This is a genomic window from Streptomyces sp. B21-083, assembly GCF_036898825.1.
In the GTDB taxonomy this organism is placed as follows: domain Bacteria; phylum Actinomycetota; class Actinomycetes; order Streptomycetales; family Streptomycetaceae; genus Streptomyces.
Window position 1 is genome coordinate 3706341 of record NZ_JARUND010000001.1, and the last position, 12644, is coordinate 3718984.

10 protein-coding genes and 1 riboswitch are annotated in these 12644 nt (G+C 69.6%); of the genes, 5 read left to right on the plus strand and 5 right to left on the minus strand.

What is annotated here, in order from left to right; all coding sequences use genetic code 11:
- Positions 1–38 precede the first annotated feature (38 nt).
- Positions 39–1580, plus strand: coding sequence for a M23 family metallopeptidase (locus QA861_RS16630; RefSeq protein WP_443041560.1), 1542 nt, complete (start codon positions 39–41; stop codon positions 1578–1580).
- A 76-nt stretch (positions 1581–1656) separates the two neighbouring features.
- On the opposite strand, the gene pcrA is transcribed toward QA861_RS16630, so the two are convergent.
- Positions 1657–4191 (minus strand): DNA helicase PcrA, encoded by a 2535-nt coding sequence (pcrA, locus tag QA861_RS16635; RefSeq protein ID WP_334589103.1) that lies wholly within the window; start codon positions 4189–4191, stop codon positions 1657–1659.
- A 274-nt stretch (positions 4192–4465) separates the two neighbouring features.
- A riboswitch (cyclic di-AMP (ydaO/yuaA leader) is annotated at positions 4466–4640 on the plus strand.
- Positions 4641–4648: 8 nt separating this feature from the next.
- On the opposite strand from pcrA, the gene QA861_RS16640 reads away from it, so the two are divergent.
- Entirely contained in the window at positions 4649–5851 is a 1203-nt protein-coding gene (locus tag QA861_RS16640) for a C40 family peptidase (protein ID WP_334589104.1), read from the plus strand.
- A 27-nt stretch (positions 5852–5878) separates the two neighbouring features.
- On the opposite strand, the gene QA861_RS16645 is transcribed toward QA861_RS16640, so the two are convergent.
- Positions 5879–6232 (minus strand): hypothetical protein, encoded by a 354-nt coding sequence (locus tag QA861_RS16645; RefSeq protein ID WP_334589105.1) that lies wholly within the window; start codon positions 6230–6232, stop codon positions 5879–5881.
- A gap of 482 nt (positions 6233–6714) precedes the next feature.
- Between QA861_RS16645 and QA861_RS16650 the strand changes: the two genes are divergently transcribed.
- Positions 6715–7848, plus strand: a complete 1134-nt coding sequence (locus tag QA861_RS16650) for a C40 family peptidase (RefSeq protein WP_334589106.1) — start codon at positions 6715–6717, stop codon at positions 7846–7848.
- A 30-nt stretch (positions 7849–7878) separates the two neighbouring features.
- On the opposite strand, the gene QA861_RS16655 is transcribed toward QA861_RS16650, so the two are convergent.
- Both QA861_RS16655 and QA861_RS16660 read right to left on the minus strand, forming a co-directional pair.
- On the minus strand, positions 7879–8712 hold the full coding sequence (locus QA861_RS16655; RefSeq protein ID WP_334589107.1) for a LuxR C-terminal-related transcriptional regulator: 834 nt from the start codon (positions 8710–8712) through the stop codon (positions 7879–7881).
- The gene (locus tag QA861_RS16660) at positions 8709–10001 is read right to left on the minus strand and encodes an ATP-binding protein (protein ID WP_334589108.1); all 1293 of its coding nucleotides are present in this window, start codon (positions 9999–10001) and stop codon (positions 8709–8711) included. The genes QA861_RS16655 and QA861_RS16660 overlap by 4 nt, the downstream gene beginning before the upstream one ends.
- Positions 10002–10180: 179 nt before the next feature.
- Between QA861_RS16660 and QA861_RS16665 the strand changes: the two genes are divergently transcribed.
- Positions 10181–11608: a PspC domain-containing protein gene (locus QA861_RS16665; RefSeq protein ID WP_334589109.1), complete on the plus strand. Its 1428-nt coding sequence runs from the start codon at positions 10181–10183 to the stop codon at positions 11606–11608.
- Positions 11595–11849, plus strand: a complete 255-nt coding sequence (locus tag QA861_RS16670) for a hypothetical protein (protein WP_334589110.1) — start codon at positions 11595–11597, stop codon at positions 11847–11849. Before QA861_RS16665 ends, QA861_RS16670 begins: the two co-directional genes overlap by 14 nt.
- A 90-nt stretch (positions 11850–11939) precedes the next feature.
- On the opposite strand, the gene QA861_RS16675 is transcribed toward QA861_RS16670, so the two are convergent.
- Positions 11940–12470 (minus strand): DoxX family membrane protein, encoded by a 531-nt coding sequence (locus QA861_RS16675; protein WP_334589111.1) that lies wholly within the window; start codon positions 12468–12470, stop codon positions 11940–11942.
- Positions 12471–12644: the final 174 nt, after the last annotated feature.

Sequence of the window (12644 nt, forward strand, 5' to 3'; positions counted from 1 at the left end):
AAGAGAAGTTGGTGAACGATCGTCACCCGTCGGGAGCGATGACCGCCCCGGCTCCGGCTTCCGATGCCGCGACGGCTCAGTACGCGTCGTACGGCACAGAGGAAGTCCCTTTTGGTGACTTCACCACGTACGACCCCACCTTCGCCAACGGTTTGGACGCGGACTTGGGCACGGGTACCACCACGGGAAATTTCGAAACCGACCCGCTCTTCGGCAATATGCCGGGCGGCGACACCACCGGTTCCTACGACAACTCCCAGTGGTCCACCGGCAGTCACCACACCCTGAACTACGACGCGTACGCGGCCCAGCACCACGCCGCCTACGACACCGGGGCGTACGACACCACCACCTGGGCGCCCGGCTACCAGCAACTCGCCGAAATCCCCGCGCAGTCACCGCCCCCGGGCAGCGAGACCAACGGCTGGGGGTCCCCCCTCTGGGAGCAGGACGCCGGCAGCTGGACCCCGCCCGAGCAGACCGGCACGGCCGACCAGACCCAGCAGTGGGAATGGGGCACGCAGGTCTCCGACACCGGTGTGTACGACGCCACGCAGTGGAACTCGGACAGCGGCCCGGACAACACGCCCGCCCCGTCCGCCGAGTACCACCATGAGCACGAGTACGACCAGCAGGCCACCGCGATGTTCGAGCAGCTCACGGACATGGCGGACGTACCGGAGTACGACCTTCACGCGCTCGCCCACGACGAGTCGGACCTCGTCACCGACGGCGAACTCCCCGCCGAGGCCCCGCTGCTCGACGGGCAGGAAGAGTTCGCCCCGGGCATGGCGCCCGGAGCCGGGCGCGCGGCGTCCCGTACGGCGGCGCGCGACGCGGGCCGGTCCCGACGTCGCACCCCGGCCAAACGTTCCGCTCTGCTGACCATCGCCGTCCCGTCCGCCTGTGTGATGGGGGTCGCGGGTATCGCCGCCGCCTCCGTGGGCGGGCTGAACGGTGACGAGACGCAGAACACGACGGCATCGGCGCCCGACGGTGTCGCCGTGAAGCCGTCCACCGCGAACAACAAGCTGGACTCCCAGCTGGAGAGCCTCTCCGCGGGCGCCGACGACTTCGCCGACCGGGCCAGCCGGACGCAGGAACGTATCGACCTCAAGGCCCAGCAGGTCGCCGACAAGAAGGCAGCGGCGGCGGAGGCGGCCCGCAAGGAGCGACTGCGCCCCAAGTACGCCCTTCCGGTCGCACAGCGCGGCCTCAGCGCCTACTTCGGCCAGGCCGGCATCAACTGGATGTCCGTGCACACGGGCATCGACTTCCCGGTCTCGTACGGCACGACGGTGATGGCCGCGACCGACGGCACCGTCCGGACCCAGTGGAACAGCGCCTACGGCAACATGCTGATCCTGACCGACAAGGACGGCACGGAGACGTGGTACTGCCACCTCTCCAGCTACCAGGTCGCGTCCGGTACGACCGTCAAGGCCGGCGACCCCATCGCGTACTCCGGGAACTCCGGCAACTCGACCGGGCCGCACCTGCACTTCGAGGTTCGGCCCGCCGGCGGCTCGGCGATCGACCCGCTCCCGTGGCTGCGCAGCCACGGCCTCGACCCGACGTAGTTCCCGTCCGGTTCCAACCCCTTACACCTGCGTCACCGGCGTGACCCGGGCATCTCGACGATGCCCGGGTGTCCGGTCAGAGCTTCTCCACCGGCGCGTACCGCAGCAGCAGTCGCTTCGGCTTGTCCTCGCCGAAGTCGACGGTCGCCTCGGCGTTCGAGCCCGTACCCTTCACACCCACCACGGTCCCCAGACCGAACTGGTCGTGCGTGACCCTGTCCCCCACGGCCAGCGCGACCACCGGCTTCTCGACACCGCCCCGGCGCGTGGCGAAGCCGGACGCACCCGAGGCCGCGGTGCGCGAGCGCGAGGACGACAGCGAGGACGCCACCCCGGAGGCCGGGCCCGAGGACGTCGCCGGAGCCATCGCGCCCGTGCGCTTCCACTCCAGATGTGCGGCCGGGATCTCCTCCAGGAAACGCGAGGGCGGGTTGTACGAGGGCTGGCCCCACGCGCTGCGCAGCGACGACCGCGTCAGATACAGGCGTTCCCGCGCGCGCGTGATGCCGACGTACGCGAGCCGTCGCTCCTCCTCCAGTTCCTTGGCCTGGCCCAGGGCACGCATGTGCGGGAAGACGCCGTCCTCCATGCCGGTCAGGAACACCACAGGAAACTCAAGGCCCTTGGCGGTATGCAGGGTCATCAGGGTGATGACGCCCGAGCCGTCGTCGTCCTCGTCGGGGATCTGGTCGGAGTCGGCGACCAGGGCGACCCGCTCCAGGAACGCGGGGAGCCCGACCGGGGCCGGCGCGTCGCCCTCGGCGGGCTGGTCGGCCTCCCCCGCCTCCACGGCCGCTCCTGACTCCTGTTCGAACTCCAGGGCCACCGCTGCGAGTTCCTGGAGGTTCTCGATCCGGGTCTCGTCCTGCGGGTCGGTCGACGCCTGCAACTCGGCGAGGTAGCCCGTGCGTTCGAGAACCGCTTCGAGGACGGTCGCCGGGCCGGCGCCCGACTCCACGATCGTCCTCAGGTCCTCCATCAGCGTGTTGAACCGCTTGACGGCGTTGGTCGACCGCGAGGCCATGCCATAGGCCTCGTCCACCCGCTTCAGCGCCTGCGGGAAGCTGATCTTCTCGCGCTGGGACAGCGCGTCGATCATCGCCTCCGCGCGGTCGCCGATGCCGCGCTTGGGCACGTTGAGGATGCGGCGCAGCGGCACCGAGTCCTCCGGGTTGGCGAGGACGCGCAGGTAGGCCAGGACGTCCCGGACCTCCTTGCGCTCGTAGAAGCGGACACCGCCGACGACCTTGTAGGGCAGGCCGACGCGGATGAAGATCTCCTCGAAGACACGCGACTGCGCGTTCGTCCGGTAGAAGACGGCGACGTCACCCGCCTTCGCGTCGCCCGCGTCCGTCAGTCGGTCTATCTCCTCGGCGACGAACTGCGCCTCGTCGTGCTCGGTGTCGGCGACATAACCGGTGATGCGCGCGCCCGCGCCCGCGTTGGTCCACAGGTTCTTGGGGCGGCGGGACTCGTTGCGCTCGATGACCGCGTTGGCGGCGCTCAGGATCGTCTGCGTGGAACGGTAGTTCTGTTCGAGCATGATCGTCGTCGCGTCCGCGTAGTCCTCCTCGAACTGGAGGATGTTGCGGATCGTCGCGCCCCGGAAGGCGTAGATCGACTGGTCGGCGTCACCCACGACGCACAGCTCGGCGGGAGGCAGATCGTGCTCGCTGGGCGGTACGTCCACCGGGTGCTCGGAGGTGCCGACGAGTTCCCGTACGAGGGCGTACTGGGCGTGGTTGGTGTCCTGGTACTCGTCGACGAGGACGTGCCGGAAGCGGCGGCGGTAGTGCTCGGCGACGTCCGGGAAGGCGCGCAGCAGGTTGACCGTCGTCATGATCAGGTCGTCGAAGTCGAGCGCGTTGGCCTCACGCAGCCGCGACTGGTACATCGCGTACGCCTGAGCGAGGGTCTTCTCGAAACCGTCGCTCGCCTGGGCGGCGAAGTCCTCCTCGTCGATCAGCTCGTTCTTCAGGTTGGAGATCTTCGCGCTGAAGGACTTGGGCGGGAAGCGCTTGGGGTCCAGGTCCAGATCACGGCAGACGAGCGCCATCAGCCGCTTGCTGTCGGCGGCGTCGTAGATCGAGAAGGAGGAGGTGAAGCCGAGCCTCTTGCTCTCCCTCCGGAGGATCCGCACGCACGCGCTGTGGAAGGTCATCACCCACATCGCGTTCGCGCGCGGGCCGACGAGCTGCTCGACGCGTTCCTTCATCTCCCCGGCGGCCTTGTTGGTGAAGGTGATCGCGAGGATCTGGCCGGGATGGACGCTCCGCTCACCGAGCAGATACGCGATGCGGTGCGTGAGCACACGTGTCTTGCCGGAGCCGGCGCCCGCCACGATGAGCAGGGGGGTGTCGGCGTGCACGACGGCCGCGCGCTGGTTCTCGTTCAGCCCGTCCAGGAGCGCGGCCGGGTCCACCAAAGGACGTGGGGCGCCGTCGCGATAGTACGCGTCCCGGTCCGGCGGCGCGTCGAACTTCCCGCCGAACAGATCGTCCGGAACGGTCTCCGGCGCATGCTCGTCCTCGGGCGGTGGCGGGGGTTCCTCCGCGTGGGCCCGAGGGCCCTGGAGGTCCGCCAGGAAGCTGTCGTCAAAGAGGCTGCTCATCGCTCTCCGAGTCTAGGCGCCCCCACTGACAACCCGCCGCCACCCCGAAAACATCCCGGAATCCCAGTCCCACCACGCACACATACCGGGGTGTATTACGTCATTCGCAATGAATATCCCCAGACAATTCCGAATCGACTCCATAGAGCCATGTTTAGGACCGAGGTCACAAAAACGTATCGGACAAAGCGGTCATCAACCTTCACAGGAGCCACACGCGTTGGTTAGCGTGCCGTAAGGCCGCTCGATCTCCACCGGCGAACATCGCCGGGCCGCGCGGCCTCCGCCGAGTCCGATCGTGCCGCCCTGTGCGGCAGGAGCCGGGGACCCACCGAGCATTTGGGGTGAATCGGTCCGACTGCCGTCCAGGGCAGGGACCGTAGGGCAACCCTTCCGAATTACCCGCCCGAACCCGACAGCTAACCCGGTAGGCGGAACGTGGAAGGAGTCGCCTCCCTTGGCGTCGTCGCACCGCAAGTCGCGTCCTACGGGAACGCGCGTAGCAGGCATACGGACCCCGGCCTTCGCCACGGCGGCCCTGACCGCTTCCGTCGCCCTGCTGACCCAGACCGCCAACGCCGCGCCCACGGAGCCCACCACTCCCCCGGCGCCCTCGGCCGACGACAAGCCGAGCGTGGAGGAGGTCGAGGCGCAGGTCGACGACCTCTACCACCAGGCCGAGTCGGCCGCCGACGTGTACAACGCCGCCAAGGAGAGAGCCGCCAAGCAGCAGGGTCGCGTCGACACCTTGATGGACGACATGGCCCGGCGCACCCAGAAGCTCAACGACGCGCGCGAGGAGCTGGGTTCCTTCGCCGCGGCCCAGTACCGCACGGGATCCGTCGCCCCCGGAACGGCGACGTTCCTGCTCGCGGACGACCCGCAGGACTACTTTGACCAGAACCAGTTGATGGACCGCCTGACCGCCCGCCAGAAGGACACGGTCGACGAGTACATCACCCAGCGGGCCGAGACGACGCGGCAGCGCCAGGAGGCCGCCGCGAGTCTCGACGCGCTCACGGAGTCCCAGGACGAGCTGCAGACGACCAAGACGGCCGTGCAGACGAAGCTGGTGGAGGCCCGCCGGCTGCTCTCCCGCCTCACCGCCGAGGAGAAACTGCGGCTCGCGGCGATCGAACGCGAGAAGCAGGCGGACGCCCGCCGCCAGGCGCAGGAACTCGCCCGGCAGCAGCAGGACGCGGAGCAGCGACGTCAGCAGGACGCGGCAGCGGCGGCACAGCAGTCGCCGGGCACCACCGCCTCGGCCCCCTCCACACCGGGGGTCCCCGACCCCTCGTACGCCGGTAAGGCCGAGAAGGCCCTCACCTTCGCACGCGCACAGGTCGGCAAGCCGTATGTCTGGGGTGCGACAGGGCCAGATTCATACGACTGTTCGAGTCTTACCCAGGCCGCTTGGCGGGCCGCCGGAGTCAGCCTTCCACGCACCACCTACGACCAGGTGAACGCGGGCACCACCGTCTCGCTCTCCGACATCCAACCCGGTGACCTGGTCTTCTTCTACGAAGGCATCAGCCATGTCGGCCTGTACATCGGCAACGGCATGATGATCCACGCACCGAAGCCGGGTGCCTACGTCCGTGAGGAATCGATCTTCTACGACGGTGAGTCGGCGATCCACAGCGTGGTGCGCCCGGCCTGACGCACACCCGAGGGGGAAGCCTCGGGGTCAGGTCCAGAGCACGGCGATGAAGATGTTCGCCGTGGTGAACAGACCCACCAGGGCGAACAGCCGCTTGTCCACGGTCTCGTCGTCCCGCTTCACATAGACGAGGCCGAGGATCACGATCAGCAGGGCCAGCTTCACGCCGATCTTGACGTTGTCGACCGGCTGGTCGTCGGCCTGGTTGAGGCCCACCAGGGCGACCCCGGTGACCAGCATGGTGAACGCCCCGTGCAGCATCGCCGGCACGAAGCGGGCCGTGCCCTGTCCCATCGCCTTCAGCTGGGTGAGAAACCCGCCCAGGAGTGAGGCGATGCCGATGATGTGCAGGCCGACGCAGAGATGGATGAGTACGTCCATGAGCCGGAGCCTAGCCAGCGGCGCCCGCGCCGTACGACACCGGGCCGGGCGTACGGCGTTCGTGAGGTGCCCGCCCGGCGGCCTGTGGCCGAAGGCGCATTGCATATATGCGCCCCATAGCACCCCGTGACCCCCACGTGCCCCGTGAACCGCCGCATCGGTCAGCCCTCTGCGCGAGTCGGCGACGCCACAAGAGGATCGCGGTCGCATGCGGTCACCCGACGGTCGGCTGAGACCAGTTCCGTACATGGCGTTACCCCACCGCACCCTCAGGTTTAGCGTCCTTCACCAGGTGACCGGCTCCCCACCGCCGCCCGGGCCAGGGGCGGCAGTCGGACACCACCGCCGAGAAAGTCCGGCGGCGGACCGCTCCCCCTGTGCGAGCCGTCGCCGGACGCGCAACCGCCCTCCTGGGTCCGCTTCCCGGGCAGCCTTCCGGCGGTCGTCGTAGTGGCGGTCGTACGAAAGGACGTGACGCCCCCGTGGCCGCGCACCGCAAGCCCCGACAGCGCTCACTCAACGGCAATACGGCTCGTACCGCCGCGACGATCGCCCTCGCGGGCGCGGCGACGGCGACCGGCTTCGACGGCATCGGGTACGCCGAACCACAGCTGACATCGGCGCAGGTCGAGGCCAAGGTGAACAAACTGTACGAGGAGGCGGAGGTCGCCACCGAGAAGTACAACGGCTCGAAGGAGAAGGCCGAGCGGGCGGAGCGGCGGCTGGGCACCCTGCGGGACGAGGCGGCACGCAAGGAGGAGCGGCTCAACTCGGCGCGGGAGTCGCTGGGTTCGATGGCCGCGGCGCAGTACCGCTCCGGCGGACTCGATCCCGCGCTGCAACTCGCCCTCTCCGACGACCCCGACAGCTATCTGGACGGCGCCGCGTTCGCCGAACGGGCGGGCACCAGACAGGCGTCGAACGTGACTCGCGTACACAAGCAGCTGCGTGAGATCGAGCAGCTGCGCGGGGCCGCCCACGTCGAGCTGGACACCCTCAAGTCCCGCCAGGCCGAGCTGAACCGCCTCAAGAAGACCGTGACGGGAAAGCTGGGCGAGGCCCGCCAACTGCTGTCCCGCCTCACCAAGGAGGAACGCGCCCGGCTCGCGGCGGAGGGCGGCAGTGGCAGTTGGGGCGGCGGCTGGGGCGGCAGGCACGCTTCACGGTCATCGGGGAGCGCGCGGGACGGCCTGACGTCACCAGGAGCGACCGGAGCCGCTGGGGCCCCCGGTGCGGCCGGGACTTCCGGAGTGGCCGAGGCACCCAACTCTCGTGCCGCGGCGGCTGTCGCCTATGCCTATCAGAAGCTCGGCAGCCCCTATGTGTGGGGTGCCACCGGGCCGGACGCCTTCGACTGCTCAGGCCTCATCCAGGCCGCGTACCGCTCCGCGGGGATCTCCCTGCCCCGCACCACCTACGCCCAGATCAACGCCGGCCAGCGGGTCTCATCGTCCGAACTCCTCCCCGGCGACCTGGTGTTCTTCTACTCGGGCATCAGCCATGTGGGCATCTACATCGGCCACGGCCAGATGATCCACGCCCCGAACCCGTCGGCGCCGGTACGGGTGGCACCTCTGGACGAGATGCCGCTCGCGGGCGCCACGAGGGTGGTCTGAGACAACCCCGACCATGCGGCCCCTCTCCCCCTAGACCAGCCGCCGTGCCGTGGCCCACCTCGTCAGCTCGTGCCGGTTCGACAACTGGAGCTTCCTGAGCACCGCCGACACATGCGACTCCACCGTCTTCACGGAGATGAAGAGCTGCTTGGCGATCTCCTTGTACGCATAGCCCCTGGCGATCAGCCGCAGTACCTCTCGCTCGCGCTGGGTGAGGCGGTCGAGGTCCTCGTCCACCGGTGGGGCGTCCGTGGACGCGAACGCGTCCAGGACGAACCCGGCGAGGCGCGGCGAGAACACCGCGTCGCCGTCCTGGACACGGAAGACGGAGTCGACCAGGTCCGTGCCGGTGATCGTCTTCGTCACGTAACCGCGCGCGCCACCGCGGATCACACCGATGACGTCCTCGGCGGCATCCGAGACGGACAACGCCAGAAAGCGCACCGGCTGAGTGGCGTCGCCCATCAACGGCGCACAGCGGCGCAGGACTTCGACCCCTCCACCGCCCGGCAGATGGACGTCGAGAAGGACCACCTCGGGCCGGGTGGCGGTGATGACCGTGACCGCCTGGTCGACGTCGGCGGCCTCACCGACCACCTCGACGCCGGTCCGCTCGGTCTCCCCGATCTCGGCCTGGACACCCGTACGGAACATACGGTGGTCGTCGACGAGAACCACACGCACCCGTCGGCCGCCCGCGTCACCACTGCCACCGCTGCCGCCGCTGTCGGTGGCGGACCGGCCTGCCTCTGCGGCTGGGGCGGATGCCGTCGGTTCGGCCGGTCCGGCAGGTGCTGCCGGTTCGGCCGACTCCGCCGAACCGGCCGCCCCGGTCAGCCTGTTGTCCCCGTGCGCCTCGCTCATGACGTGTTCTCCGCCCTCTCCATCTCCAGCTCGACCTCCGTGCCGCCGCTCGGTACCGCGCGTAGCCGCGCCGTACCGCCGTTGCGCTCCATACGGCCGATGATCGATTCTCTGACGCCCATGCGGTCGGCGGGTATGGAGTCGAGGTCGAAGCCGGGTCCCCGGTCCCGGACGGATACGAAGACCGTCCTGCCCTCGACCTCGGCATAGACCTGCACCGCGCCGCCTTCGCCACCGTACTTGGCGGCGTTCACCATCGCTTCCCGCGCGGCCTGCATCTGTGCGCCGGTTCTGTCGTCGAGCGGGCAGTCGCCGACGACCACGACCTCTATGGGGACGCCGTGCTTGTCCTCCACCTCGGCCGCACTGCGCCGCACCGCCTCGGCGAGGGTGCCCGGCTCGTCGGCCTCGTCCTTTCCGGTGCCCTCCGGTTTGTAGAGCCAGTTGCGCAGTTCGCGTTCCTGGGCGCGGGCGAGACGACGCACCTCGTTCGGGCTCTCCGCGTTGCGCTGGATCAGGGTCAGGGTGTGCAGCACCGAGTCGTGCACATGGGCGGCGACCTCCGCGCGCTCCTGGGCACGGATGCGCATCAGGCGCTCCTCGGAGAGGTCCTGGGTCATCCGGACGAGATACGGACCGGCCAGCAGCGCTGTCCCGACCAGTACAGCGAGCGCCGCCTGCAGAACCGAGCCGAGGTGGGCGGCGGAGCCCTGCAGGACGAAGACGCCGGACACCCCCGCAGTGACCAGCATGACGCCGGCCGCGGCTCGGACGAGGGTGAGGGTGCGCCGGCGGCTGCCGACCTCCATCCAGCGGGCCCGCCGTGCGTTGTCCGCCTGGCGCCAGACCAGGGCGACGCCGGCGGCGACGAGCACCGTCGGGAACAGATAGGCCTTGGCACCGCCGCCCAGATTCACGTTGCCGACGAAGACCATCGCCACGACGACCATGAGGAGCAGGGCGACCATCTGCCCCTTGTCCGGCTTACGGGCGACAAGTCTGCGGCGCCCGTCGGGTGAGGTCTCCGTGCTGACGAGAGACGGGGGCCGCTGGGCCTCGACGCCGCCGACCCCGAGCGGCACGAAGAACCAGAAGGCTGCATACAGCAGCGCACCGAGTCCGTCCGCCATGAACAGGCCGACGAACATGAGACGCAGCCAGATCACGGGCAGCCCGAGATGCCCGGCGAGCCCCCGCGCCACGCCTCCGAGCCAGCGTCCGTCGCTGCTGCGGTAGAGCTTGCGCGGGGGCCGCGGTTCGACGAGGGGCAACGCTGCGGCTTCGGGCATGCCATCGATGTTCACACGCCCGGCGGGCCCGGGCATCAGGGTCGGCCCCCGAGACTCCCCTGATCTTCGAGCCCAGCTGCCGTCGAACGCTTCCCCCGCCCCGTCTCAGGGCCGATATCAGGGTTCGTCCAGGGTCGTACCGACTGCCGCCGGGCCGCCTCAAGCGCCACCATGGACTCATGACAGATCACGCACACGCCGCGACGGGTCCGGGACCCGGCTCCGGCCCACGCCCCACCCCGGGCGCCGGGCCGCAGGATGCCGCGCCCGCCGCGGCGACCCCGCCCACGGAGAAAGGGGAACCGCGCGCGCCCGAGCATGCGGACACGGACGAGCAGCTGCCGGTCAGGTTCCGGCGCGACCGACGGCAGAAGACGCTCGGCGGGGTGTGCGCCGGCCTCGGGCGGACGTGCGACATGGACCCGGTGATCTTCCGGATCACGCTCGCCGTGCTCTCCGCGACCGGCGGCATCGGCCTCATCTTCTACGGCTTCGCCTGGCTGTTCGTGCCGTACGACGACGAGGAGGAGAACGAGGTCCGCAAGCTGCTCACCGGCCGCGTGGACGGCCAGGCACTGACGGCCGTGCTCTTCGCTCTGGTCGGCTGCGGTGTGTTCCTGACGATGCTGAAGAACGGCGGGGTGCTCTCCTTCGCCGTCATACTGTCCATCCTCCTCGCGGGCGCCGGGTACTGGTCGCGCAACCGCGGCGCCCCCGACCCCGACCCGCTGGCCGCCCAGGCCGTCGCCGACGCCCCACCGGAGGCCAAGGCGCCCCCGGTCCCGTCCGCCTATCCCTCCTGGTGGCGCGACCCCATCGTCAAGGACGGCACCCACGTCGGCGGTACGGGCTATCTGTGGGGCCCTCCCGACATCCGCGACCGGGACATCGCGGCAGCGGTCAACATCACCCACGGCAACCACGGGGGACCGCACCCGGGCATACGGACCTCCTGGCCCAGCCAGCCGAAGCCGCGCGGCCCACGCTGGATCGGCGGCTGGATATTTCTGCTCGCCCTCCTCGCCGGTTTCCTCGGCACGGCCGCGAGATGGGACGACGAGGCACTCGCCACCAGCTTGCAGACCGGCCTGGCCTGCGCTCTCATCGTGTTCGGTGTCGGCATCGCGGTCAGCGCGTTCCTCGGCCGTACGGGAGCCGGCTCGATCTTCCTGGCGATCATCACGGCGGCCCTGCTCGCAGGCTCGGCCGCACTGCCCAAGGACGTCAGTACGCACTGGGTGCGCACGGAGTGGACACCGGCCGCGGTGGCGGACGTACGGCCGAGGTACGACCTCGGTACGGGTGTCGCCACGCTGGACCTGACCGGACTGCGCCTCACCAGCGGGCAGACGGTGACGACCGCGGTCGAGGTGGGCGTGGGCAGGATCGAGGTGATCGTGCCGAAGGGTGTGACGGTGGAGGCGGAGATCAAGGTGGGCATAGGTGACATCCAGTTGCCAGGCGAAGGAAAGCAGGACGTGGACGTGGCACCCGGCAAGCACCAACAGGTCACGCTGTCGCCGGCCGGCGGCGGCAACGCTGGCACGGTCGACCTGGACCTCGGAGTCGGCGTGGGACAGGCGGAGGTGACCCGTGCCTCGTCATGAGTTCCAACCCGGAAAGCTGATCGCCGGCCTCTTCGTCACCGTCGCCGGTATCACCTACCTGGGCGACGCGGGCGACGCCTGGGAGACACCCTGGTTCGCGGTGATCCCGCTCCTGGTGTTCGGTCTGGCCCTGGCAGGCGCGGTGGCCCTGCTGACCGGGGCGATACGCCGCCGCCGGACATCCCGCCACGCGGCGACGCTCACCGACGACAACAGAACGGAGACGGCAGAACCTGGGTGAAGGCTGCCGGAGATGCCCAACCGACTGGCCGCCCACCGCACCGGCGGCGGGCACCCGACCACGCGCACCGGCTCTCAACCACCCGCTGCGCTACCGATAGCCGCCGGACCGCTGCCGCCGTCGCGACCGCAGGGCGGCGTCCACGGAGAAGACGGACGCGCCGGCGAGGACCAGGGGAAGCCAGGCCATCAGATAGGGGAGGTCATTGCCGTAGTAGTACGGGGTGGAGGCCCAGCTCACGGTCAGCCAGAGGCTGAGCGAGATCAGTGCTCCGCCGACCGCCGCCAGCCGGGCCAGCAGCCCCAGCAGCGTGCCGATACCGACGGCCAGCTCGCCGAAGGCGATGGCGTAGCCGAAGCCGGCGGGGCTCTTGAGGGCGAGGTCCACCAGGGCCGGGATCGCGGAGGAGTCCCGGACGCTGCGCATCAGGTCACCGACAGAGCCTGATCCGGAGTCGGCGAAGAAGGAGCTGGTGGTGAGTTTGTCCAGGCCGGCGTAGATGAAGGTGACGCCGAGGAAGACGCGCAGGGGCAGCAGGGCGTAGCGGGTCGCGGTGTCCCGCCAGTCCCGGTCGCCGTCGAGATAAGGGGAGTGCGTATCCGTTCGAGTGCTGTGAGTCATCGCCCTGAGCCGCCTCTCGCCTGCCATACGTTGACCCCTCAGCAGACCATACGTACGACAACGTGATCTCGCTCACCCCCGGCACGGGATTTTTTCCCGTCGGTGACCGACCGTTCTCCCACCCGGCCGAGGACGTACACCCAGTCCCGCTCGCTCGGCGAGTCCATCAGCCCG